The 24,885-nt window shown below is 56.8% G+C and carries 23 protein-coding genes and 1 pseudogene; 9 read left to right on the top strand and 15 right to left on the bottom strand.

What is annotated here, in order from left to right:
* The first annotated feature begins 114 nt into the window (after window positions 1-114).
* Complete coding sequence (locus DQ393_RS33220; protein WP_146758991.1) at window positions 115-462, top strand: hypothetical protein; 348 nt, start codon at window positions 115-117, stop codon at window positions 460-462.
* Window positions 463-577: 115 nt separating this feature from the next.
* Here the strand turns inward: DQ393_RS33220 and DQ393_RS19915 are convergent, their stop codons facing one another.
* From DQ393_RS19915 to DQ393_RS19885, 7 genes are read right to left on the bottom strand one after another with little or no spacing between them, the layout of a single operon-like run.
* Complete coding sequence (locus DQ393_RS19915; protein ID WP_245430409.1) at window positions 578-1,090, bottom strand: DUF995 domain-containing protein; 513 nt, start codon at window positions 1,088-1,090, stop codon at window positions 578-580.
* A 13-nt stretch (window positions 1,091-1,103) separates the two neighbouring features.
* Entirely contained in the window at window positions 1,104-2,048 is a 945-nt protein-coding gene (locus DQ393_RS19910; protein WP_112343463.1) for a glycoside hydrolase family 26 protein, read from the bottom strand.
* A complete protein-coding gene (locus DQ393_RS19905; RefSeq protein WP_112343462.1) occupies window positions 2,045-2,614 on the bottom strand; it encodes a DUF995 domain-containing protein in 570 nt (189 codons plus the stop codon). Before DQ393_RS19905 ends, DQ393_RS19910 begins: the two co-directional genes overlap by 4 nt.
* Window positions 2,598-4,016, bottom strand: coding sequence for a UDP-glucose dehydrogenase family protein (locus DQ393_RS19900; RefSeq protein WP_112343461.1), 1,419 nt, complete (start codon window positions 4,014-4,016; stop codon window positions 2,598-2,600). Before DQ393_RS19900 ends, DQ393_RS19905 begins: the two co-directional genes overlap by 17 nt.
* 12 nt (window positions 4,017-4,028) lie before the next feature.
* The gene (locus tag DQ393_RS19895; protein WP_112343460.1) at window positions 4,029-5,885 is read right to left on the bottom strand and encodes a glycosyltransferase family 2 protein; all 1,857 of its coding nucleotides are present in this window, start codon (window positions 5,883-5,885) and stop codon (window positions 4,029-4,031) included.
* A complete protein-coding gene (gene galE, locus DQ393_RS19890; protein ID WP_112343459.1) occupies window positions 5,882-6,868 on the bottom strand; it encodes a UDP-glucose 4-epimerase GalE in 987 nt (328 codons plus the stop codon). Before galE ends, DQ393_RS19895 begins: the two co-directional genes overlap by 4 nt.
* Complete coding sequence (locus DQ393_RS19885) at window positions 6,868-7,881, bottom strand: UDP-glucuronic acid decarboxylase family protein (RefSeq protein ID WP_112343458.1); 1,014 nt, start codon at window positions 7,879-7,881, stop codon at window positions 6,868-6,870. The genes galE and DQ393_RS19885 overlap by 1 nt, the downstream gene beginning before the upstream one ends.
* A 578-nt stretch (window positions 7,882-8,459) precedes the next feature.
* On the opposite strand from DQ393_RS19885, the pseudogene DQ393_RS19880 reads away from it, so the two are divergent.
* Window positions 8,460-8,645, top strand: a pseudogene (locus DQ393_RS19880) (ABC transporter permease); the annotation flags it as partial.
* Window positions 8,646-8,715: 70 nt separating this feature from the next.
* Here the strand turns inward: DQ393_RS19880 and DQ393_RS19875 are convergent.
* Window positions 8,716-9,516, bottom strand: coding sequence for a hypothetical protein (locus tag DQ393_RS19875; protein ID WP_112343498.1), 801 nt, complete (start codon window positions 9,514-9,516; stop codon window positions 8,716-8,718).
* A gap of 264 nt (window positions 9,517-9,780) precedes the next feature.
* On the opposite strand from DQ393_RS19875, the gene DQ393_RS19870 reads away from it, so the two are divergent.
* The 4 genes from DQ393_RS19870 to DQ393_RS19855 all read left to right on the top strand — a co-directional run bounded on the left by DQ393_RS19870 (window position 9,781) and on the right by DQ393_RS19855 (window position 12,252).
* The gene (locus DQ393_RS19870; RefSeq protein ID WP_181592392.1) at window positions 9,781-10,137 is read left to right on the top strand and encodes a hypothetical protein; all 357 of its coding nucleotides are present in this window, start codon (window positions 9,781-9,783) and stop codon (window positions 10,135-10,137) included.
* Between the two features lie 386 nt (window positions 10,138-10,523).
* Window positions 10,524-10,763 (top strand): sigma factor, encoded by a 240-nt coding sequence (locus tag DQ393_RS19865; protein ID WP_181592391.1) that lies wholly within the window; start codon window positions 10,524-10,526, stop codon window positions 10,761-10,763.
* A gap of 380 nt (window positions 10,764-11,143) precedes the next feature.
* The gene (locus DQ393_RS19860) at window positions 11,144-11,395 is read left to right on the top strand and encodes a YMGG-like glycine zipper-containing protein (RefSeq protein ID WP_112343456.1); all 252 of its coding nucleotides are present in this window, start codon (window positions 11,144-11,146) and stop codon (window positions 11,393-11,395) included.
* 218 nt (window positions 11,396-11,613) lie between these two features.
* A complete protein-coding gene (locus DQ393_RS19855) occupies window positions 11,614-12,252 on the top strand; it encodes a protein-L-isoaspartate(D-aspartate) O-methyltransferase (RefSeq protein WP_245430408.1) in 639 nt (212 codons plus the stop codon).
* A 99-nt stretch (window positions 12,253-12,351) separates the two neighbouring features.
* On the opposite strand, the gene DQ393_RS19850 is transcribed toward DQ393_RS19855, so the two are convergent.
* The 5 genes from DQ393_RS19850 to DQ393_RS19830 form a co-directional block, all read right to left on the bottom strand.
* A complete protein-coding gene (locus tag DQ393_RS19850) occupies window positions 12,352-12,564 on the bottom strand; it encodes a hypothetical protein (protein WP_112343455.1) in 213 nt (70 codons plus the stop codon).
* Between the two features lie 196 nt (window positions 12,565-12,760).
* Window positions 12,761-13,552, bottom strand: coding sequence for an SDR family NAD(P)-dependent oxidoreductase (locus DQ393_RS19845; protein WP_112343454.1), 792 nt, complete (start codon window positions 13,550-13,552; stop codon window positions 12,761-12,763).
* A gap of 311 nt (window positions 13,553-13,863) precedes the next feature.
* Window positions 13,864-14,595, bottom strand: a complete 732-nt coding sequence (locus DQ393_RS19840) for a gamma-glutamyl-gamma-aminobutyrate hydrolase family protein (protein ID WP_245430407.1) — start codon at window positions 14,593-14,595, stop codon at window positions 13,864-13,866.
* Window positions 14,596-15,314: 719 nt separating this feature from the next.
* On the bottom strand, window positions 15,315-15,869 hold the full coding sequence (locus DQ393_RS19835) for a hypothetical protein (RefSeq protein WP_112343452.1): 555 nt from the start codon (window positions 15,867-15,869) through the stop codon (window positions 15,315-15,317).
* Between the two features lie 272 nt (window positions 15,870-16,141).
* Window positions 16,142-21,232, bottom strand: a complete 5,091-nt coding sequence (locus tag DQ393_RS19830; protein WP_112343451.1) for a trifunctional serine/threonine-protein kinase/ATP-binding protein/sensor histidine kinase — start codon at window positions 21,230-21,232, stop codon at window positions 16,142-16,144.
* Window positions 21,233-21,556: 324 nt separating this feature from the next.
* On the opposite strand from DQ393_RS19830, the gene DQ393_RS19825 reads away from it, so the two are divergent.
* From DQ393_RS19825 to DQ393_RS19815, 3 genes are all read left to right on the top strand, one after another.
* Window positions 21,557-21,880, top strand: coding sequence for a type II toxin-antitoxin system RelE/ParE family toxin (locus DQ393_RS19825; protein WP_112343450.1), 324 nt, complete (start codon window positions 21,557-21,559; stop codon window positions 21,878-21,880).
* Entirely contained in the window at window positions 21,877-22,155 is a 279-nt protein-coding gene (locus DQ393_RS19820; protein WP_112343449.1) for a helix-turn-helix domain-containing protein, read from the top strand. The genes DQ393_RS19825 and DQ393_RS19820 overlap by 4 nt, the downstream gene beginning before the upstream one ends.
* Window positions 22,156-22,563: 408 nt before the next feature.
* Window positions 22,564-23,172: a helix-turn-helix domain-containing protein gene (locus tag DQ393_RS19815; RefSeq protein WP_112343448.1), complete on the top strand. Its 609-nt coding sequence runs from the start codon at window positions 22,564-22,566 to the stop codon at window positions 23,170-23,172.
* A gap of 400 nt (window positions 23,173-23,572) precedes the next feature.
* Here the strand turns inward: DQ393_RS19815 and DQ393_RS34330 are convergent, their stop codons facing one another.
* Window positions 23,573-23,947 (bottom strand): response regulator transcription factor, encoded by a 375-nt coding sequence (locus DQ393_RS34330; protein ID WP_112343447.1) that lies wholly within the window; start codon window positions 23,945-23,947, stop codon window positions 23,573-23,575.
* A 142-nt stretch (window positions 23,948-24,089) separates the two neighbouring features.
* On the bottom strand, window positions 24,090-24,713 hold the full coding sequence (locus DQ393_RS19805) for a response regulator transcription factor (RefSeq protein ID WP_112343446.1): 624 nt from the start codon (window positions 24,711-24,713) through the stop codon (window positions 24,090-24,092).
* Window positions 24,714-24,885: the final 172 nt, after the last annotated feature.

Raw genomic sequence — 24,885 nt, 5'->3', positions numbered from 1 at the left:
TGATACCCGAGAGGGTCGCATTGCCGCAAACCTTACTTCAATACTCGTAACGGTTACTTAAACATTATTCTCTAATAGTTTCAAGAGTTTTATCGAGAGATCGAAATAATTTGAATGGATGTAGAAACGAAACATAGAGGACATGGAAGTAAGCAAATGGTAGTAAACCCAATTGAGCCGAAGTTTTATCTTTCTCGTCTTGTATCAAGCTTGACTTCTGTTTGCTTGTGCACCCTTTTTCTTGCCTATCCTGCAGAAAACGCGGTTTCCGCAACCTTGGATAAATATAAATACAAGACCATCGACCTGTACATGAAGAAAAGCGAAAGCAACATGTACTTTTATGGGACTGGTCAGATCCGCAAGAGGACAACGGTTTCGGCCGACGAGTATTTCAAGGGCGCACCCTATATCTGCACGCCGAGCGGCTTTGGACGCACCTCGCATTGCTACAATCGTTGAACAGTTGAAACCGTCTGGCAATTGATCCCATTGCCAGAACGGTCCCGAATGTCTCAATTGATGGTGTCGTCATAGTCGATCGATCCCGCGTGCTCGACATCTTCTCTGCATCCGGTTAGCTAGGTAAGTGCCGGCTGACATAGTTGCTTTTGCGCAGTTTCATTGCCTCGTCGTCATGTCTCGGCGGATCGTGACGAAATACATACCACTTTCCGTCCGGTAGACGCTTCTGGTAGATGATGCCGTCTTTCTCGCGATGCAAAAAGCAGGACGTCTTTTCCACGTCGTATTTCTTGCTCTGCCAACGCGCCTTCATGCATAACTTGCCGTTGAAGGTCGCATACCAGGTGCCTTTGGCATAAGTTTTCTCGGCGCCGGTATGCGACCAGGCCATGAAGCTGCCTTGCTTGGCCGAAAAATAGCCGGCACCATCTTTCCAAATCCACGACCGGCCGCCGTAAAGGCTCCGCACGTCCGAGGCGCTTATCGATGTTGCCTGAATGGCAGAGCGCTCGATTATCCAATCGGCATGCTGCCGGCTCGCAGCATGTGCCGATCCACCCAACAGCAACATCGATAGGGCTACACCTGATATAAAGAACCTTGCAAGAGACATCTTCGCCTCCATTCTTGTTGTTGTTTCAGTTCAACAGAGGGCTGACAACACGCCAGTCCGGCCGTCCAAGACCATGAGGCCACGGGTAGGTCTCGCGATCGTCGAAATACACCACTCCAACGATATTCTTGAACTCGTCATGCGGTTTGGCGGCTTCCTCGGCCCAGGCATGGACATAGGCTTCATTTCCCTGGTAGCCCAGCTCCGCGATCACGATCGGCTTTCCGAAAGCTTTGACGCGGTCATAGCCTGGTTTGGTCGCCTCGACGAAGGTCGAGTCGCGTCCAAGCATGCGCTGGTCGAAAGGCTGGTAGCCGAAGACCGAGAGGCCTACGACATCGACATATTGATCTCCCGGATAATAGGCTTCAAGCCCTTCCTTGCCCATCGGCGACCACATGTATTTGGCGGACGGAAGATGGCGGCGGCAGACATCGATGGCGTGCTTATACGCCTTCACATATTGCGCCGGGTTCCAGTAGGCCCAGGTGAACTGCCCGTTCTTTTCATCCATTTCCTGGGCCCAGCGAATGGTAACGGGCTGCTTTAGCTTGGCGGCGGCCGAGCATATCGATGCCATGTTCGCATCGTAGTGCCCATCCACGATCCCCTGGAAAAGATCGTCCGGCGTGACGCGCCAGTTGCGTGCCCAGGACCAGGGCTCGACTGTGATCAGCAGCGAGCGGCCGCGCTGGCGCGCATAGCTGTCGGCGACCCCAAGTGTTGCCAGATCCACATCTTCCCAGGGAAGGAAAAGATGCTCGATCTTGGGATTGGGGTCATTCGAGAAATCGCCGTTCGGATCGTATGCGCCCGATGGCAGCGATTGCGGTGTGATGATCGGCCTCTTGTCATGGAACATGTTCTGACTGCCGCCCGCCGTTTCGAGACCATTGTTGGCGGCGTAGATCGCTCCGGACAAACCTGCGAAGCAAACGACGGCTGCGGTAAACTTGAATGCCGTTTTCATTGGACTGCCTCCTTCTTCAGTTCGGCCTTGCTCGTGTTCAAGGTGGCTTTCACGATGCTCAGTCGTTCAGTAACCAGATCGCTGGCGATCAGCTTTTTCGCCTCGTCGGCGTCTTTGGCCGCGGCATGGCGAAATATGAACCATGTCCCACCGGGCTCGCGCTTCTGGTATACGGTTTCATTGAGAATGCGGTGCAGAAAGCAGGTCTTGGCCGGGAATTTGCCATTCGCCGCGTACCAGGTCGCTTCAAAGCACATGCGGCCGGCATCGCTTACGCTCCAACGGCCTTCGGCCCAGGATTTGCCTTCCTTGCCGTCGACCCAGGCAGCGAAACGACGATTTGCGTCCTGCATCTGCCCGGCGCCATCCGGCCATTGCCAGCTCTTGTCGCGATAGAGTTGGTAAAGTTCGAACGCCGTCATGGGGCGAGCGTCGACCGGCAATTTGAGGTCCTTGCCCGCGGCCGCCGCGCTGCTTGACGCGACAGATCCGAGGATGATGACGGCGGCAAGCGTCGCCGCGCTTGCGCGGACCAGAGGGCTCGGCTTGTTATATGATGATGCCATTGTCTTTCTCCCCCATAGCAATTGGTATGACCTTGGCGGTCCCTAGGGATTTGTTCCTCTGTCTCGCCATGCTTCGGACATCGCCCTTTGTGCTGGCCGAATTTCCGATGGTCGAAATACGGAATCCGAGCTGTGCGGCGGCGTCCCTGCGAAAGGCGTTTCTGAGATCCACCAGGATGGGCTGGCGCATATTCGCCTTGAGCTGGATCAGATCGAGGTTCTTGATGATTGCCCATTCCGTCATGACGACCGCTGCATCGGCATTGCGCGCGCAGTCATAAGGATCGTCGCAAAACACCACGTCATCGAGGATCTTCGCGGCATTCTCGATGCCCATTGGATCATAAGCTCGAATATGGCCGCCAAAGCGCTGGAGCGCTTCGATCAGCGGGACCGAGGGGGCTTCGCGCATGTCGTCCGTGTCGGGCCTGCATGTGAGGCCGAGAACGGCGACGGTCAGGCCGTCCATATTGCCGCCAAGCGCTTCGACGACCCTGAGCGCCATGCGCCGCTTGCGGGCGTCATTCGCCGCAACGGTTTCTTCGATGACGCGCAGCGCGACCCCATGGTCCTGTGCGGTTCGCAGAAGAGCGAGCGTATCCCCTGGAAAACAGGATCCGCCGAAGCCGGGACCTGCCGTCAGGAAGGTCGTGCCTATGCGCTTGTCCAATCCTATCCCGAGTGCCAGTTCCTCGACATCGCTGCCCAGACGTTCACAAAGATCGGCAAGCTCGTTGATGAAGGTTATCTTCGTCGCCAGAAATGCGTTGGCCGCATATTTGATCAATTCCGCAGTTCGCCGCGCCGTCACCACAAGCGGTATGTCCTGGAGATCCATCGGGTCGGCGTAGAGTTCCAGCAGGCGCTTATAGGCACGCTCGTCGTCTACCCCGATTACGACACGGTCCGGCGCGAGCGAATTGCGTACCGCAACGCCTTCGCACAGGAATTCCGGGTTGGAGGCCACGGAAAACGTGCCCGGCTTGCGTGTCGCCCCGATGATCTTCTGCACCATGTCGCCGGTGCCGACGGGCACGGTCGATTTGACGACGACAACCGTGTCGTCGGCTATCAACGGCGCAAGGTCGCTCGCCGTGCGGTAGAGGCTGGAAAGATCGGGTTCCCCCCGATCGGTGCGAGGCGGAGTGCCGACGGCGATAAAGACGATAGCCGCTTCCTTGACCGCCCGAGCGAGGTTGCAGGTGAAATCAAGCCGTCCCGACGCACAGTTTCGTTCGACCATTTCGTCGAGGTGCGGCTCGTAAATCGGCATTCTGCCCTGGCGGAGACCGGCAATTTTGGGCGGATCCTTGTCCACGCAAACGACGGTGTGGCCCCACTCGGCGAAGCAGGCGCCGCTGACCAAACCCACATATCCCGTTCCGACAACAGCTATCTTCATGGTTTGTTGCGCCTATGCGCCCCTCCTGCTGGGAACTTCCGTCATTGCGTTGGCATCATGCCAATGCGGATCGAACATGATCCGATGCAGCTTGCGTCCGCTGACGCCCGCCCCCGCCACCGACGAGCGCTCCACGAAAAGGGCATAGCCGCTCGTGCTCCACGTCAGCGACAGTACTCCTTCGGCACCGCGCTCCCTGGCTGCAAGCCCCGGCAGGGCGACGAGAACGAGCATTGCGCTTGCAACGGCGGGACGATAGAAGCGGCTGCTCATGGAGATGGTATTCTCCTGCGCATGCTTCAGAATGATCACCGATAGCAGCAGCGTGTAGATCGCCGCATTCATGGTTGCGAAGATATAGAAGCCGCTCGTTTCTCCCGCATCGCGAACCATCAGGACAGGTACGATGGAGACGAGAGACAGAAGTGCATAAGGCGCAAGCACGCGGAAGGGCAGTGGATCGACATTGGACGTGCCTTTCGGGGTGACGCGGAAATCGACGAAAGATCCGGTCGTCCAATCCCGTATTGCTGCAATTGTGCCGGCAAGCGCCCATGGCCAGCGCGCAAACAGAAACAGCGTGACTTCCCAGCTGAGAATCTTGGCATCCACCGGCCTGAACGTGCCGGTACGGCGCCAGCGATAGGCAAACGCGATCAGCAGGAACGATTGCGGCAGGAAATGCAGCAGGAAATCGGGATAGGACACATTGACAAAGTTCCGTCCTCCCGCGAGTGCTAATATCGGCAGCGCGAACATCAGCGCCATGAACAGCGAAAACAGCGGGTACCAGAGCTGCGAGAACAGGAATTGCAGCCTCAGCCGAGGGGGGAGGCAGGGAAGCAATTTGGGCGAATACTGCAGCAAGATCATCATCAGGCTGCGCGACCACTGGAATTCCTGCGTGATGAGATCGGTAAAGGTACGTGGACCATCACCATGGGCAATGGCATCGATGGCATGAACGCCGCGCCAACCATGTGCATTCATCATGAGCGTCGTCGAATGATCCTCGGCGAGTTCAGGCCCGAGGCCGCCGATATCTTTCAGAGCTGCAGTGCGGACGGCATAGTGTGAGCCGATGCAGAGCGGCGCCAGGCCGTTGTTGAAGCCGGCCTGCAGCGATCCATGCATGCTTGCTTCGGCATAAAGGCGTCCACGCGCGGACCAGCTCTCGCGAGCATTGCTGTCGCAGATGCTGGGCGCGGATACGTAACCGATCGCAGGATCGGCGAACGGGCGCAGCATCTGGTAAAGATAGTCCTGGCTCGGCACGTGATCGGCATCGAGCTGGACGACAAAGTCATAACGTTCATAGCCGTAATGGTCATAGAAGAAGGCGAGATTTCCTTCCTTGCAGCGTGTGCGGCGCGGCCATGTCTTGCGGTGATAATCCTCCCGCCCCTCGCGGGTGGACAATTGAACGCCATGCCTGCGGCACCAGCCGATCGTCGCAGGTGAGGGATCCTCGTCGGCCAGCCAGGTATCGTGCGGCACCTCCTGTGCCAGCATGGCTTCCAGGGTGCGGGCAACGACATCGAACGGTTCCGACGGTGCCTTTGTCACAACCATCGCCACCCGGCTGCCTGCCGGCAGGCGTAACGGCCCGTTTGGCTTCCGCGCACGATAGAATACGGCGACGAAATAGACCGGAAGAAGGGTTGTCCATGCCAGAACGGTGGTGATCAGAATGGATCCGAGCGGATCGACATGGTGAGCCGGCAGGAGCCACCACCACCAAAGATAAACGAGTGCCGCAAACCATATCGTGGCACAGGCGATATATTCCGTACGCCGATAGCCAGAGAGGATGGGAACCATCAGTGGCTCGTCCTGTGCGGCGGATCTGTTTATCTTGGGCATCCTCATGATTGCGTCTCCAATCCGAAGAATGGAGCTGCCGTTCGGATGATGGTTCCGATATCGGAGTACAGGGGTTGGAAGCCGAGTTTTTCGGCGGCAAGATCCGACGCCGCATAGAGCGCCGGCGGATCACCCGACCGGCGCGGGCGCATCGCAACCGGCACGGAGCGTTTCGAGGCAAGCCCGATGGCGTCCAGGACCTCCCTGATCGACGTGCCGCGGCCGGTTCCGAGATTGATGGCGAGATTGGCGCCGCCCGCCATCAGATATTTGACGGCGAGAGCGTGGCCGCGAGCCAGATCCATGACGTGGATGTAATCGCGCACACAGGTGCCGTCCGGCGTATCGTAATCGTCGCCATAGACCTCGAGACAGTCGATGGAGCCTGTCGCCGCGAGCAGCGCGCGGGGGATCAAGTGCGTCTCCGGAGTGTGCCATTCGCCGAGCTCCTGCTCGGGGTCGGCTCCCGCCGCATTGAAATAGCGCAACGCGACGTAGCGAAGCCCGTAGGCTGCCGCATAATCGGCCAGCATGTGTTCGGCGATGAGCTTTGTGCGGCCATAGGGATTTATGGGACGCTGCGGCTCACATTCGCGGATCGGCAGTTGCTCCGGTATGCCATAGACGGCGCAGCTCGATGAAAAGATGAGCTTGTCGGTACCGGTGGTGCGGCAGGCTTCCAGAAGCGAATGCGTGCCGTTGACGTTGTTGGCGTAGTATTTCGCCGGCTCTTCGACCGATTCACCGACATAGGCGGACGCTGCGAAATGGATGATCGCTTCGGGCTGGTATGTCTTGATGGCCTCGACCAGGCAAGGCGTGTCGAGAATATCACCCTCTACGAATGGTCCCCAGCGGACCGATTCAAGATGGCCCGTGGAAAGATTGTCGTAGACGACCGGTTCGTAACCCTCTCTGTGCAGAAGCTTTGCCGTGTGGCTGCCGATGAAGCCGGCACCGCCCGCGACGAGGATGGTGCGCGTAGACATCAGATGACCTCTACGAGTTCGCTGCCTTGCCGATGAAGCTGACGTTCGAAATAGGCGACCGTCGACTTCAGACCTTCAGAGAGAGCGACTGTGGGCTCCCATCCCAAGTCCCGTTTTGCAATCGTGATGTCGGGGCGGCGCTGGCGAGGGTCGTCGATTGGCAGCGGCTTGTAGACAAGTTTCGATGGCGAGCCCGTCAGCGCGATGACCTGTTCGGCAAGCTCGCGGACGCTGAATTCCGCCGGATTGCCCAGATTGATCGGCGAATGAAGCGCGGCCGGGTTGCCCATCAGCCGAACGAAGCCCTCGATAAGATCGTCGACATAGCAGAACGAGCGCGTCTGCGATCCGTCGCCGTAGACGGTAATATCCTGCCCCTTGAGTGCCTGGACGATGAAATTGGAAACGACGCGGCCATCGTCAGGACGCATGCGAGGCCCATAGGTATTGAAGATGCGTGCGATCCGGATGTCCACGCCATGTCTCATATGAAAGTCATAGAAAAGCGTTTCGGCCGAGCGCTTTCCCTCGTCATAGCAGGAGCGCGGGCCAAACGAATTGACATGGCCCCAATAGCGTTCCGGCTGGGGATGCACCTGCGGGTCTCCGTAGATTTCCGAGGTGGAAGCCTGGAATATGCGAGCCTGGTGACGGGCCGCCAGTTCAAGCAGGTTCAACGACCCGAAAACGCACGTCTTCATCGTATGGATCGGGTCCGCCTGATAGTGCACAGGTGAGGCGGGGCAGGCCAGATTATAGATCTCGTCGACCGGCAGATCGATGGGATTGACGACATCGTGACGAACGAAGCTGAAGGCGTCGTAGCGGAGCAGATGCCGCAAATTCTCCGTGCGTCCGGTCGAGAAGTCGTCGGCACAGATGACTTGACAGCCATCCCGCAATAGCCACTCACAGAGATGAGATCCTAGAAAACCGGCGCCGCCAGCAACAAGAACGGTGCGTCGTTCGGAATTTTTCGAATACAAATTCGTATATCTGAGCGGCATATTCATAGAACTCTCCACTTTTACGATGATACACAAACATAGCCGCGACGGCTGTACTGAACACGTGCCGTGTTTTTCCTCGTCTCTAAATATAGTTCCGACGAGGACTATAATTAATAAATTACTAATGTCTGGAGTTTCTGTCGTTATCGGGGAATTCGAAATTTTTACAATCTGTACATTTGTTGGCCAGGAAAGACGTTTGGCAAGCGAACCAAACGCTTCCAGCAAAAAGCCATCGCCGGCCGTTTCAGGCGGGGTCATTCGGCATCGGCAATCGGAATTTTCGTCTTTTCTACAATTTGCCGCATGGCGCGAAGCATTGCTTTCGTCAACTGCTAGAAAAACTGCCTTTGGATTTCAGGCATTCACAGCGATCATTTTTGCAACGGGACGCTGTGCCCCGCCGCCTAAATCATCGGAGCGAAGCCTATGTCGATCAATCGCCGTCAGTTCCAACAACTATTGCTGCTCAACCCGATGCCGTTATCGAGCGGCTGAAGGGTAATGCCAATCTCGTCGTCGATGCCACCACATACACCTATTCTGGGTCGCCGCTGCTGCTGTTCTTCAACTATGAGAAGGCAGAATATTTCCTGGCGGTCGGCCCGGGCGTCGGCGGTCTCGTCATTGCCGGCCGCGAGCGTTTCGACATGGCGCTCGTCATGGTCGGCGTTCTCGTGCTGGGTCTCGTGGGCTTCACCCTCAATCGCCTTGCCTATGCGCTGGAGGCCCATCTGCTGCGCTGGCGGCCCAGGCAGACCGCGTAAGCAGCAGCGATTTCCTTCGGCGAGCTGTGCTGTGCCGTCGATCATTATGGCATTAGCCGTTAATAGATCGCTATGGCGCCAGCATATCGGCGAGCGCATGCCGCATGGACGTGCTCGGAATCCCAAAAAGGCCGCCATAGGGAAGATCGAGATCCAGGATGACAAACATGACGCTCGCCACCGAGACGATGGCGACGGCGACAATGGAGCCCGCCAGCGGATTTCTGGGGGCCTGAAGACCGAAACTCAGAAATACCAGCATAAGCCAGAAGATCAGGACATCGAGAAACGGCGCCGAAAGCGAGCCGTGCGCATCTTCTATGACGGTCCACCGCGCGACCATGAGGTTGCCGAAGAGCTGATTGCAACGGGCCACAAGGATCTGATGCAGGGGATCATTTGGCTGCTGGCGGGCAATGCCGAGCCCTATGGTGTTCAGAAGTGCCCCCAGACTGGGTGCTTCACCGATCAAAGGCAATTTTGATACGTCCGGATATGTCATTCCCGGCGGAAGCGGCTCTCCCGGCCATGTGCTGGCGATGACGGCGGCGGTATAGCTGCGCAGGAGCTGCCTCTCACCATCCAATGCGGCGCCGTAGTTTTTGAGGCAGACGTCCATTTCCGCCAGACCGGCGGCATAGCGGTTGCGATCGTGGGATGCCGTCGTGAATGCGGTCAGTTCCGATGCCAGAAGCAGGCTCATGACAAGGGCGGCAAACGTCACGAGCAAGGCCGTCACGACGCGAAGGAAATCTATCGTCTCGGTACCACGGTGCGGGGCCGGCAATCTGGTGCGCAATATCGAGCCGACCGCGGCGCTCACTATGAGGAGAACAAACAAAATCAGCGTCCAGACGGCTTCTCGCGGCATCGAAAAATGCTCCAGCTGCATCTGGCCATTGACTATGTCATGTATCCCGATGGAGTGGGAGGGAAAAACTCCGCCGGCCCTTGGCGCAAAGGCACCACCATACTCTCGCGAAACTGCTGCGCTCGGTTCCGTTCCACACGCTTATTCGCTTCCCCTTGCGACTTTCGCGTAGTGCCTCGGTTTGATATACAGGCAAGGTCGTTTCGCATTCATTCCGGTTGCGCCTGGCAATGGAGGCGACTGCGAATCTTCCCGGAGGCGGCAATGCGCAACTACCATCACCTCGTGGAGGGAGTACTCCAGCCTGAAGAGATCGATGACCTCCAAAAGATCTTCGATGTCGTAATAGCCCAGCCATGGTTCGATCTGAACGAAGTTAGCCGTGAGGCTTTCGCTTCAGAGCTGATCAAGCTCTATCGAGGGGGCGTGGTGGATTTTGACAAGCTTCATCACCTCACCACGTTGACGGCCTTAGCCCACTTCAGTCGAGGCGACTCCGAGGAGAAGCGAAGGGCATTGGAGTTGCTGCGCAGCATGGAAGGTGGATTGTCTTCCGATGCGGCGCAGGGCAAGGAAAGCCATCTTGGCAGAACCGTTGGCGGTCACCCTCATCCCAAATGAAACGTGCCGTGTCGCCATAAAGGACATCGGCGTGCAGCAGGTTGTGGCGCTCGCAAACCTTGGGTTTATCTGTACGGAAGGCTCGCGGAAGCTGTCGAAGCTTGCCGGGCAACCTCGCCGTCGATGGATCGTTTCGATGTTATAAGTGGCACGAAAACAGTCATTATCGATAGCAGATGCTGTTTAGGGTTCTTGCCTCCCACAGTCCTGCAGGCTCGTGACCTGCCTAGGTCCGCGCACCCTTGCAAGTGGTGCTGATCCTTCCATTTTTTCGCCACCTAGGAACAAGCCGAGGATCATACCCGTTAAAAAAATATGGGGCTGGCGCGAATGCGTCCCGATGAAAACCGATGGAACAATCGCATGAGTCAGTGAGAGAGAATATCGTGACGAATATTTCCCGACATCGTCGATTGAAGGCTGAAATCGAGGAGCTAGGGCCTACGTTTCGATCGTTAGCGCAGGCGCTCTGTAAAAATCCGGCCGATGCGGAGGATCTCGTACAGGAGCTTATGGCCGTGACCTTCGCAAATCTCGATCGGTTTCCTGACGGCATGTCACTGAAGTCGTGGATGTTTGAGAATATGTATGACAGCTTTCGCCGGAAATTCGACATTTCGAAGTAAAGAATCACGTCTTCCGGAACCACTCTTTCATCGCTCTATTCCTAACGCGTCAATGATCCGATTGATGCGGGTCCGCAATGAATCCGCTGCATGCAACGCATGTACATGTAGCCCATCCGCCAGTTCGAGATGCGACGCGGGTACTTCGGTGAGGTATCTGAAGCAACCTGGATAAGCATGGCACCTGCCTGAATATCCATTGAAATATCAAGTCCGACGGCGCCCCCCTTCAACTCGGTCGGAACTTCCGGCCGGTGACGTGGTTTGATGAATCCACTGTGCCGGGCCGGCCGGCCGGAGCCAATACCCGCCCTGTTGCACGGCCATGACGGCATAAGGAGTAGACCAGTCCTCTAAGGCGAAATGGGAAGGAAATTCAAATGAACAGGTTCATCGCCATCGGATGTGCAGGATTGTTGTTGGTGGCTTGCACGTCGACGGAACAAGGCGCCGGCATCGGCGCCGCCACGGGTGCGGTCGTCGGCGGCGCTGCAACGGGCAATATTCGCGGCGCTGCGGTTGGTGCTGCCGTCGGCGGCGTATCCGGCGCGTTGATCGGCAATGTCGCGGGACAACCGGGCCGCTGCTACTACCGCGACCGCGACGGGAACCGCTACGTCGATCGATGCTGAAGCTTTCCCGCGGTGACGCAAGGTGTGCTGATACCGGGTGAAGCCGAACAACGAGAGGCGGCGCAGGATGGTGGCCGCAGGGGCAATGGAGAAGATCGTGCATGATGGAAGATGATCTTCGTGTTGCATCGCCACCTACCGCGATTTGACCGTCGCGCGCCATCACCCGATTCAACCCGCCCACCGACAACAAAAGGCGAGCAGAACGGGAGGCCAGGATGGCCGACTACCGGCGCATGCGCGATCATATGGTCGAGGTGGATATTGAGCGCCGCGGTGTGCGCGATAAACACATCCTAAGGGCGATGCGCGCCGTGCCGAGAGAGCGCTTCGTTGCCGAGAGCATGGCTGAATTCGCCTATGAGGATACCCCTCTCTCCATAGAGGAGGGGCAGACCATTTCCCAGCCGTATGTCGTGGCTTTGATGATCGAAGCGGCGGAGGTGCACCCCGGCGATCGCGTGCTCGAGGTGGGAGCCGGCTCCGGCTACGCGGCCGCGGTGATCGGCCAGATCGCGGAGCATGTCTATGCCATCGAGCGCCACGAAACCTTGGCCGTATCGGCAAGACATCGCATGGCCGATCTCGGTTATGGCAATGTCGAGATACTTGCCGGCGACGGAACCCGAGGGTTGCCCGAGCAAGCACCGTTCGACGCCATTCTGGTGGCAGCCAGCGGCCCTCTCGTGCCGGAAGCCCTCAAGGAGCAGCTTGCGATCGGCGGGCGGCTTGTCATTCCCGTGGGCGACGAGCGGGGCCAGATACTCCGCAAGATCATCCGGCGAAGCGCGAGCAGCTATGAAGAGTTGGATCTCCAAGCTGTGATGTTCGTACCGCTCATTGGCGGGATTTCTTAGCGGGAAAGGCCTTTTTTGGCCATGCGGAGGCTATGCGCCCCCGTCCACGGGAGTCCGACAGCGCCGGTTTGGCGATTTCCGAGGTGGCGTGACTTCAGTCTAGACTCGCCAAGCGCTTTCATTCTTTTCTTCGTAGTCGTGGAAGGCCTTCTCCAGGCCGCTCAAAACCTCAGCCGAGGTCTCGAACATGGCTTTTAGTTGCGGCTCGTCGACTTTTTCAATGTCCTCGCGCAGGTGCTTGCGCAGATCGGCGAAGGCCTTCTGCATCTTCTGGGTATGGTGGAGTGGGTCGCGGTCGGCATTGCTGGGCATATCAAGTCTCCTGTCATGGCGGTCTGGCCGCGAATGCATTCGCGGCCAGACCGCCGAGTTCACTTGCCCTCCTAACGACCACCAGATAGCAGCGGTTCCCGATTACGGAGCCCGATACAGGCTGCGGTCATGGCATTGGACGAAGGAGAGCATCAGGTGATCACTGCCTTGCCGTCGATCGGCGAAGGCACCGCCGTCAGAACGCGCTCTTGACCACACCGCCATCGACCCGGAGCGCGGCGCCATTGGTGGCCGAAGACAGCGGGCTTGCCACATAGGCGACCATCGTCGCGACTTCCTCAGGCTGCGTGAAGCGTTTGATCAGGGACGTTGGTCGGATTTTCTCGAAGAATTCGGTCTCGAATTCCGCGAAGGTCTTTCCTTCGGATCCGGGCAAGGCTGCGACAAAATCCACGACGCCGCGCGACTTCGTTGGACCGGGCAGCACGCTATTGACCGTGATCGCGGTGCCGGCAACGGATTCGGCAATACCGCGCGCTACGGCAATCTGGGCCGCCTTGGTCACACCGTAATGCACCATCTCGGCGGGAATATGCACGCCGCTTTCGCTTGATATGAAGATGATGCGGCCCCAGTTCCGCTGGCGCATCGAGGGCAGATAAAGGCGGGCGAGACGAACACCTGAAAGCACATTGACATCGAAGAAGTGCCGCCAGTCGGTATCGGGAATTTCTTCGAAAGGCTTCGGTTCGAAGATTCCGAGGTTGTTGACCAGGATTTCGACATCAGGAAAGCGTTTCGCGACCGCAGCAGCGACATCTTCGGTTCCAAGATTGCCGGCAAATCCTTCAACGCGGCCGCTTCCGATTGCGGAAAGTTCCGCGACCGCGCGATCGACAGCATCCTGGGTGCGTCCGTTGACGATGACATGGGCGCCTTCGCGAATGAGAGTAGCTGCGATTGCATAGCCGATGCCGGCGGTGCTGCCGGTGACGAGAGCTAATTTACCGTCGAGTTCCAGGTTCATGACAATTCTCCAATGAAATGTTTAACTGGTGCGTGCGTATAATGAGCAGATTTCCCGAAGGGCGGAGCCGCGGCGTCGAGCGACGCTAAGCTAAGGCAGATCCGGTTGCCTGACCAGTTCACATTCCTTGATAATGATGGTTTACCGGTGCGCTTGCAGGACATGCCACAAGCGCATCATCTCCGGCCGATCGAATCATGCTCGCAGCGTGCTGAGATCCAATCTCATAACCAAGCACGGCTTGAAAAACCCCTCAGCGGTTGCGGAGACCTGCAGACGGTATCTCAATTCGAGATCAGTGGTGCTTCAGATTATGCCGCGGCTTCCACAAGGCCGCGAAACACGGCATTACCTGGGTGGTCCACGTCAGCAAATAACTCCTGGTGCCATTGCAAGCCGATCGCAAACGAGCTGGAGACGACTTCAATGGCCTCGACGATGCCGTCCTCAGCGTAGGCGCTCGCAAGAACGGCTGGTGACAATTGCGCGATAGCCTCTCGATGGAAGGTGTTTACCTCGAAACGGCGCTCGCCAACGATCTTCGCCAAGCGGGATTCTGGGACAATTTCGACCGCATGAAGGTGGTCTCGTTGGTCGTGTTCATTTGCAGTCGGGAAGGACGAGCGTAGGTCGGGTGTGAGGCGACAGCCGTTGAGGCATGCGAGCATCTGCATGCCGGCACAAATGCCGAGAATGGGTTTATCTTTCTCCAGGAAACCCTCGACGATTGCCCTTTCGATATCGAGACGTTCCGATGGCGGCGCTTTCGAGACCTCCCCGGTGATGTACCAATCGTCAGGATAGGCAAACCGTCCGCCGACGCAGACCAGGCCATCGAACTCGTTCAAAACGATGCCGACGACTTCAGGAATATACGGCACGCCGAAGGGAAGACCTCCCGCTTTGCTCACACCCCGAAAATATCCCTTGGCCGCTTCATAACGGGTTCCGCCCGTGCTGGTGTTCTCGTCGAGAATGATAGCGATACGAGGCTGACGCATAGGATTTGGCTCCCCCCTTGTTCCGACGCTGTTTTTAAGCATGCTTCCGGTTAAGAGAGCATAGTTGCAGATTCATGACGAGATCGATGAGCGGTAACCGGGGCATCCAAGTTTATCGGTTAGTCAGGGCACTACGACGCCCCAAAAATCGCTGCCCGTGGAGATCCCCATCCAAATATCAGCGGCAAGGGGACGTCACTCCAGAACGAGTTCGACATTATCTTCGGCCTCGTCACCGCTGTCACCATGAATTTGGATGATTTCAATAAGCCAGTCGAAAACGGTGGTCCCTTGCCCTTTTCGCACTCGGATTGGCTGCCGTTCGCACTAAGCATTTCGGTTAAGATGGTGTTCCACTCGCGCTTGGAGAGCAGTCCTTTGTTCGATGTTTAGGACCGGCAGCCTTTATGAAGCTGGCTGCTATGCGCTAACCGCCACTTGCTCTGCGAGGTTGACGCCTAAACTGCGTAGCCGCCCGATCTGCAGCGAGCGCGTCCGTCTCAAGGGGCTATCTTCGGGTGTCTGCAGTAGGATTGCAGGTCGCATCGATGATTATTGCACCGTTTACGAAGCGCTGCTGTCGGATCGACCAATGCGCTTTCGTTTCCTCGGCTCCATCGCGGACGAACAATACGAGATGCGGTAATAGACTTCCCTTTGGGAGGGAGAAAAAACCAAGGTCAGAGACAGCGGGTTCGTGGTAACGCCATTTCGGCACGACGAGACACCACGGTCGTCCATCTGCAAGTGTTTCCGCCCCCTCAATGATGCGGCGCGTTTGCCCAGAACCAACGAACGAAATTGTCGCAACGACGATAGACAGAACCGTGACCGGGATCGCGAGGCCACTGGCCCGGCGGATGAGCATAAAGATCATGACTGCGCTGGCGGTTAGGCCAATACCCAAATCCAACATGCGCCCGCCCTGAGCTGCCGCCGAGGAGTGAGGCCATGCTGATCGTCAACGCAAGGCCGACAACAGCACCGGTGACCGCAAGCAAAACCCTGTCGATCCAGCGCGTATTCTCGCCGAGCATGATTTCTGATCTCAACCTATCATAATAAGCAGCGATACAGAGCCGCAGGGCCAAAGCCAGGAATACAATCGAGAGGAACCACGTTAGGAGAGCAATTCCGATGGAATAGCCAACGTCCTGGTCGGTCCAATGAACAGGTCCACGAAGCAAACGGAATGATACAAGGGCGAGAACCGAAAGAGCGACCGACCTCCACATAAGGAACAGCGGAAGAAATGGGCTGATTAGCGCCAGCACGAAGAATGCAATGAACAGGGGCCAAATCAGAGAGATTGTCATGAAGCAATCAAAAGCATAGCAATGTTAAAGGTCGACAAACTGCCGCTGGTTGCAGCAGAATTAAATTGTGCCATCTCGAACTGCGTCTTTGTCCACATTGAAAGCTGCCCGACCGACCCAGTCGGCGAGCGTTGACCGGTCGAGATCGCGCCCGTTCTCCTGCTCGGTGTTGCTATGATAGCTCGCCACCTGAGATACTGACCTGTGCAGCGATTGCTACATCGCCTCTGCTGTCGAGGACGTTCTGGCCACCATTTCGGACTCTGTCGCTCTCATCCCCTGGGTGCCAGACCGATCGAAAAGCTGAAAACAGTACCCGGATTTGCTGGCTCGACCGTGAGGTTACCCCCGTGAGCCTCAACAATTGATCGGCATATTGCGAGACCCATACCCATTCCCGATTCTTTTGTCGTGAACATCGGATCGAAAACCTTTGCATGGAGGGCGTCTGAGATACCAGGTCCGAAATCCCGAACCGTGACTCTGACGCCGCCGCCATCAACGGGTTCGGTCGAGATGACAAGCTGGCGGTCCTGAGGCGGCGTGGCTCCCATCGCTTCGATCGCGTTGGTCAGCAGGTTGAGGATAACCTGTTTGATTTGGGTCGCGTCGGCAATGACCGTCTGGTTGCTCATGCCCAGTCGTGTGACGACACGGGTCTGACTGGTCTCGATCTCTGATCTGGCGATCAGGATAACTTGTTCGATCAGCGAGTCCACGTCGATTGGCTCTGCTGCTTGCGGTGCCTGTTTCGAAAGTGCTCGAAGTGAGCGAATGATTTCGCCCACTCGCTCCATGCCCTCCTTGATCCCTTCGAGACCGATCACGGCTTCACCGATATCGGGTTCGGGGCGCCTCAGCCAACGAAGGGATGCAGATGCGGAGGCCGATATGGCGGCCAATGGCTGCCCGATCTCGTGGGTGATCGATGCTGCCATACTCCCCAGTGCGGTAAGCTTCGCCTTCCTTTCCAACTCTGCGCGGGCGTCGCCAAGTTGCGTCTCGCTCCTCACGCGCAACTCGTTCTCCTCGACCAGGTTGGCGTAAAGCCGGGCGTTCTCGAGGGAGATCGCTGCCTGGGTTGCGAGAAGCTTGAGAAGTGCGATCTTGCCTTCCGTGAACACTCCCGCAACAAGATCGTTCTGCAGGTAAATGAAACCGACGAGGCTACCACGCTTCAGAAGCGGAACGCAGAGTACGGACCGGGTCGGGCGACTGTTGAAATATGGGCCATGGAATTCCTGGCCATCCAGTCTGGCATCTGCCAGCACGAGCGGTTGGCGGGTACTCATTACGGCGTCGATAATCGAATAGGGAATGGTGCCTTCGAGAGGGAGGCCGGTTGTATTGACGACAACATCCTCCCCTTCGATCCAGGCGATCGCCTCCACGCTGAGCTCACCGTCGTTCATCGACACCAGGAGTGCACGGTTGGCGCCTGCGTGAACCAGCATGCTCTTCATAAGTGTTTCGATCAAGCGGTCCAGGAATACCTCTTCGGACAGCGCCTGTGACGCCGCCACGACAGCCTCCTGATCGAGGGGAATCTGATATGAGGCACTCCGCTCGCCATTGCTGTCTAGTATATCGGCGAATTCCTCTCGCAGGCGGCCAGCTTTCCGGTCGGCACCCCAGCGCTGGTATGCTTCCAGCGCGGCTTGAATGTAAAACCTGGTGCTCAGGACCCGCCCCAGCTGGCGATTATGATTGCCGGCAAGCTCATATGCCAATGCCTGTTCATGAACGAATCGGGAGGCCTCGGCTGCAAGCACGGATCGTTCGAATAGCGCGGTCGCCAGATCGTGATCACCGTTGAGCCTGGCAAGCTCGGCCTCGATCAGCAGAAGCTTGTTCTGGAATGTTTCCGGATTGAGCTCAGCCCATGTAGCAAAGCGCCCGCGCAAATACTGGAGTGTCTGATCCACCTCGGATCCGGGGCTGTATGCATCTTCGGCCTTAGCCAAGGACAGTGCGAGAAAAAGGCTGCAGTAGGCCGTATCAATGTGCGCGGCCAGCAAAGGTATAAGCTCCGCCGCTTCCCGTAGCGCACCGGTCGCCTCGCGATACGCCCCGTCGTAGAAATATGCCACGCCCTTGTAGAGCTGGACCCAGAAGACCGTGGATGTCGCAACGATTTTCTCGCCTCCGAAGGTCCAGTCGACCTCGGGCAGCGAGCCATCGTCCCATCCCGATAGGGTCCGAACCAGGTTGAGCTGACTTGTTACCAGATACTCGATATCTTTGTAGTTCAACTGGCGAGTAAGTGTGATGGCTCCGATGGCCTCCTTCGCGATTCCGGCCAGATGGTGACCCATGATGATGAGGTCGGAGACGAGGTGATTGCGAGCATAGCAGGTCATTCCCACGTCGCCGGCAGCGTGCCCAATTCTGATTGCATCGTGTATTCGCTGCAGTGAATAGCTCATGGGCTGCGTCCATGGGCTGATCTGGTCAACTGCCACCAGGGTAGCGGTGTGCTGCTCTTCGTAGCCGTGCTGCTCGACCAGCGCCAGAGCCGCTTGGCCGTAGGCAAATCCATCGCGATAATCGTCGTATAGAGAGGCAATCATCACCCCGAACCAACTCAGGCCGTAGGCCGATTCGGAGGTGGTCCCGTATTGGAGCGTAAGCTCTACCATTTTCGCCATATGCAGGAACCGAAGCCCATCCCTCGTGAAAATCGAGGAAATAAGGGTTGTCAGAAGTCCCATTGCGCATTTGATGCGGGGATCCGTCATCTCCGGAAGATGCCTGAGTGATGAGATCTCTCTGTCGCCGAGCGACCGTTTGACGTCTTGGTAGGCCTTGTCCAATTCTTCGCGGGTTGCCCCCCGCTTCAGATTCACTCCAAGAAGGTCGAGTCCAAGGAGAGCGGCGTCTATAGCTCCCTCGTAATCCGATCGCAGGGTTCGCAGATTTGCATAAAGCCTGTAAACCGACGAGCGGTCCAGTGCCGAGTTGGTACGGCCTATAAGATCGTCGAGCTGAATGGCTGCATTCTTCAAGTCTGCGGTCGTCAGCAGACATTCGCACCACAGCAAACGAGAGCGGTAGATCAAGTGATAGGCGCCCGTCCACCAGCTTTCGTCAGTAAGCCTATAGGCAGTCTCTCCATAATGCGCAGCCTGACCATTGGCTGCTGATCGTCTGGCATGGACCATCGCTGCCAAAAGGACCTCAACGAAGCGCTTGCGCTGGCTCTTTGACAGCTCGGTCGGATCACACCGTTCTATCTGGCTCGCCGCGGCGAAGGCGGCGTCACTTGTCTCGACCCCGTTCAGGTCTATCATTTGCTCGGCGACGCCGGCATGGGCGGCGGCGCGCTCATCATTGGAGAAGAGTGCGTAAGCCGCTTCCTGAACGCGGTCGTGGGAGAAGCGGTAATAGCCGTCAATTCTGTCAACAAGGCCGGAATCTACAAGTTGCTGCGAGAGATCATGCAGCCTTTCGAGGTCCACGGCGGCGACGGCGCACAGCAAGCGCTCGGGCGACCGAGGCCCAATGCAGGCCATGAAGCGAAGGATTTCACGGCTCTCGGGGTCCATTTGCCCCAATCGTCTGAGCATGAACTCGACTACATTGTCACTGGCAGGGTAACGCTTTACATCATCCGCGTTCCAGCGCGGCGACCGGTTGGAAATGGAAAAATCGATCACCCGTTCTTCGATGAGAGCCTGAAGCAATTGGCGAAGAAAAAACGGGTTTCCAGCTGTCTTGGCATAAAGCAGATCCGTTAACGACGCAATTTCCGAGGGATACGCGTTCAGGCCGCTGGCGATCAGTTGGCCCGCAGCGACTTTCGAAATCGGTACGATTGCTATTTCTTTGTACGGAATAGTGGAGTTGCGGACATGTGTTACAAATCCTCCTGGAGAAAGCAAAGAGGTACTCTCTTCCTCCCGGTAGGCTGCCAGGAGCAGTACGTTCTCCACCTTCTCGATGACGAGAAGCTTCAAAACTGCGATCGTTGGCTGATCAGCCCACTGAAGATCATCCATGAAAAGTGCCAGTGGAGCGATGCGGGAGGCAAGAACCGCCAATGTCTGAACCAATGCCTTTTGAAGACGAATTTGCGCCAGATGTGGTGGCACGTCGGACATCGGCGGGTGCGCTCCCACGATAAGCTCCATCGTGGGGACCAGATCGACAATCAGCCTTGCGTGTGTGTCAAGGCGATTCAAGAGCGCGTGTCGCAACTCGGACAGCGCCGGTTCCGGGCTCTGCATTGCCTGCTCGACGATGGAGCGAAGCATCTGCACCATCGGAGAGTAGGGGATGTCCCTTTGTTGTTGATCGCTTTTCCCATAAGCGAAGATGATCGGAACGGCGGTGCGCTTTCGTATCGAATTGACAAGGGCGCTCTTCCCGATCCCCGCTGTGCCCGAGACAAACACTACGGTACCCTCGCGGCTATCCTCGAACTGCTCGACCACACCGAGGAGATCGGCCTCCTCGCGACTCCTGCCGAAGAGCGCGTGAGCGTAAGCCTGGCCCAAGGGAACATCTGCGGTGCCGAGTTCAAATTCCGAGATCTCTCCGCGCGAGACCAGCTCATCTCGACACCTGGATAGGTCGGCATAGACCGATGCCGCAGTTTGATATCGTTGTGCGGGATCCTTGACCAGAAGATGGCTCAACATACGGCCCAAGATGGGTGGGATGTCTCTGCGAAGTTGGCCGCTGTCATAGGGTTCCACGGCAAGGTGAGCGTGCCGCCACTCCGCCGTACTGCCACCTCTAAATGGGAATTGGCCGACAAGAAGCCTATAAAATATGACACCTAGGGAGTAGAGGTCGCTCCTGTGATCGCTGGCGGGATCCATCGAACGAAGCTGTTCGGGCGCATGATAGCGCAAGTCTTCGATGAAGGCTTTGTTCTCCGTCGTGACCGAGGCACGATCGCGGATTTGGAAGCGTGTTCCCAAGGCCCGGAGCCGAACGGCCCCTGTTTCGTCCGTTGCGAGATTGAGTGGATGCAAGGGAGCGTGGATATAGCCGTCGCCGTGAGCGGCGATCAGCGCCCTGGCAGCCGAAACCGCAAAATCGAGGAATGCTTTGACGGTCATGGCAGAGCCGCTTTCAGCGAGCGGAGCGACACTGGCATCCTCGTATAAAAGTACGGTTTCATCTCCGGTGCGGATCAGGTCGAAAGGAATATCCATCCAGGCCGCGCGCTCAATCTTGTAACTGGCAAACTCGTCCTCGAGCAAAGACGCACTGCTCCATACTCCATTGGACGTTGTCAGTGCTTCCCATTTTTCACCGGTCTGCCTATCCGTGAGAGAATAAAGCTTGAAGACGTCGGATCTCCACAAGGTCTTGCGTTCGCATCCGCTCAACCATGCGGAGTCTAACTGCAACATCAAATATCTCCGTGTGAATCGGCCGATCGTGTGTTCGAGGCGCAAGTGTGAGCATTATAGTATGTTTTCCAACTCCTATTCACATAAGCAATTGATTTCAATTTATAATCAACTGCCATGCCGCTCTTGCGTCACACAGGTGCGCACCAAACCCGCAAAATGCGGGCGCGGAAAGCTGGTCAGCCGAATAGGTGCCGGCGCGCATTATTGCGGCATTATGGAGCAAGTGCCACAAGATTCCCGTGACGGCTGATGCTAAGCTAACAACATCAGTTGTTTGCTGCACGGCTTGATTGACTATAGCATATCCGCTATATAGCACCTATGAGATGGACGGTCGAAACACACGATGCCGCTGATGCTGAGATCGAGGCATTGCCTCCCGGCTTTCAGGCGCGGTTGATCCGCCTCATGGAAGCGGTCGAGAATGTCGGCCTTGAACAATTGCGTGAACCGCATGTGAAGCATCTGGAAGGCAAGCTTTGGGAACTGCGCGCCAAAGCCGCCGAGGGGATCGCCCGTGGTATCTACGTGACCGTTACAGGCCGTCGAGTCATCGTACTGCATGTTTTCGTGAAGAAGTCGCAGAAGACTCCACCGGGCGCGCTAGCGATAGCCAGAGAGCGGATGAACGAGGTGAAACCATGACCAAGATTGCCGAACTGAAAAAGAAGCTGATGAGCAATCCCGAATTCCGGCAGGAGTACGAGAAGGCGGATGCAGAATTTCAGCTTGTCGAAGCTCTAATCAAAGCGAGAACAAAGGCAAACCTTTCCCAGGCGGAGCTTGCTCGCCGCATCGGCACCACGCAATCGGCCATCGCCCGACTGGAAGGCGGCGGCGTCTCACCCTCATTGAATACCTTGCGACGCTATGCCGAAGCCACTGGCTCAAAGCTGGAAATTAATCTAGTTCATCAGTAGCCTTTACGGCTCGCCGATGAGTTTCGCAGTATTCCTTTGCGCCCTGACGAGACACTCTGCCAGAGCTCGCCGCTACAACTATAGACATATGTTAATCTTTTAGAATCACACTACGGGATGGTACCCGGCGTGCAAAACGCCAAAGCGAGCAGTGTCCACTCGCATACGCCTTAGATACGCCCGACTGGATCATCCACTCGTCACCGTAGATTGAGCCGTATATTGGAGGGATACCAGTGCGAACGACGGTCTAGCGGAATTGTTGAGATTGCGGAGGCTGGCATATACCGAGGTATGTCGCCCACAAACCGGAGTTTCGAGCAAGCTAAATATAAGTACGATTCCGTTCAGAAGTCGGGTCAGGCCATTATCGCGTCATCGAGAAGAAGATGCCGCAGGAGATTGGTTATGCAGTCCGATAGTGCCGCCCTTGAAGTTCCGATTTTGGGAATTAATCCTTCTAGCCTGACCGCTGAGAAATCCTCGGAGATTTCTCGATTGCTGCTGAAAGCACTTGATTGCATTGATGACGACGAGGTCTCTGCGATTGACCTCGTTAAAAGGGCATCGATCTTGCTCCAGCCTGCGCAAAAGCCCGCTGAACATGGCAGAGTGCATGTCAGCGGCGGGCTTGCAGCGTGGCAGGTCGTAAAACTGCGGGCATTCATTTCGGATCGTATCGACAGTGGAATCTCGCTGGCTGACCTGGCAGCCGTCGCAAAACTTAGCACGAGCTACTTCTCCGTGGCCTTCAAGACCAGTTTCGGCCGCTCCCCTCATGCGTATGTGATGGAGCGCCGGATCGAAACAGCCAAAGATCAAATTCTGAATACCGACCTTTCACTCTGCGAGATAGCTTTAAATTGCGGGCTGGCTGACCAAGCCCATCTTTCGCGGGTCTTCAAGCGGGTGACCGGAACGACACCCAGCGCTTGGCGCCGCGTCAAGGCTGCTTCCAAGGTCAATCTCGGTCGGCGCCGATCGTCGGTGTTCGATCAGCCATCGGCTGCTGTGTAATTGATGACTGCTTCCACCTAATGCCGGCAAGGCGGATGCAGAGAGTACCGATACGCGAATGGCCGGTGATGTCAGCCGCGACATCCCCATGTGCGCAGTCCCGGAATCGTCATGGAAAGGCGGAAAGCCTGCCTGCTGACTTCAAACGAAGACCGGTATGGCCCGTTCGAAGCCCAGAGCTCCAAACCGGTCGAGGGCGAATTCTTGTTTGCCGCATGGCGCTGGAATCCTGGGAGATTGGCGAAACTCAGGCCGTCAATACAGGCCGCGCACAACGACGCTTTCCATGCGCTGGAAGGGCGGCTGCCGATAACCTGCCGCGCGAAAACGTGGGAATCGCCACGTGGGTGGGCCATCCAATTTTACCGATATCGAAGGGTCCAGCTGATCGCTTGCTTCTTCAGAGGTCGCCGACACCCGGAGCAGCTTCGTTTATCATCGAAACCAGCTTCTCGCCGTCGAATGGTTTTTGAAGCAAGGGCACGTCCGGGCCAACTTGCGCTCGGACCAGGTCGTACGATGAAGCGGTTAGGAATATGACCGGAGTCTGGATGTCACGACTCCGGAGAAGGTTAAATAGATCAATGCCGCTCATGCCACCCATTCTCACATCGGCAAGGATGCATGCCGAAGATGCCGCGTCGGTTGCCGAGAGGAACTCTTCCGCTGAGGCATATGATTTCACGTTAAAACCAAAGGAGCGCAGAAGGTTACCAACAGCCTGCCGTACAGTTGCTTCGTCGTCTACGATGGAGATTTCGGGGCGAATTGACACTTTGGGGGGAGCCGATCTCCGATTGCCTCGGGCTGGTGATCGCTTCTCCTACCGCCTTTCCGGCCAAGAGAGAATTATACGCTGGTATATTCCGGAAATTCAACATGTTGCGTCGCAGCAAGCCTGCAGGCCAAGATGCCACTCATCCAGCTTTCGCCTGGAGAGCGAGGACTTCAGCCATGCGGACCAGGTCGGCAAACGTTCGAGCCATCATTTTGCGATTCACTTTCCCTCGGTGAATCTTCACGGTGATCTCGCTCAAGCCAAGTTTGCCAGCTATCTGCTTATTCAGGAGCCCCGCCGTCGCCATGATCATTATTTCGCGCTCGCGTGCGGAAAGCGCTTGATATCTTGCGCGGATGTCCTGCTCGCGAAACCCGGACGCCGTTTGCTGCCTGCTGCGTTCCACTGCGGAAGCCACGGCATCGAGGAGATCCTGCTCTCTGAACGGTTTCGGGAGGAAGTCTATGGCTCCAGCCTTCATTGCCGAGACCGTCATAGGTATATCACCATGGCCCGTAATGAAAATGATGGGGACTCTGATCTCATTGTCCACGAGTTTACGCTGAAATTCCAAGCCGCTCGTGAAGGGAAGCCGAACGTCGAGAATCAAACAATTGGCATCCGACAGCGTCCGGCCGTCCTGAAGCTCTTGAACGCTTTCAAACGCCTGGACCTCATATCCAACCGATCGCAATAGGCTCGCTATGCCATTCCGAACGAGCTGTTCGTCGTCGACGATGACGACATTGGGTTTTTCAGACATACGCGTCTCCCGCGTCGGGTTGTGCAGCAAGGCTTTTTAAGGGTACTCGTCTCGATGCTCAACTATACCAATGTATATGGTTTTCGCTAACGGCTTTCCATTCCATCCTGCCTCTGGAGCTTGCTTGCCCGGAGGTTGCCGCGCCCCTCGACGACTGCTCGCAAATTGCAAA

The sequence above is a fragment of the Martinezella tropici genome (assembly GCF_003287875.1).
Classification (GTDB): Bacteria; Pseudomonadota; Alphaproteobacteria; order Rhizobiales; family Rhizobiaceae; genus Rhizobium; species Rhizobium tropici_C.
Note: the sequence above shows the minus strand (reverse complement) of the source record. Positions and strands in the feature narration are given on the sequence as shown.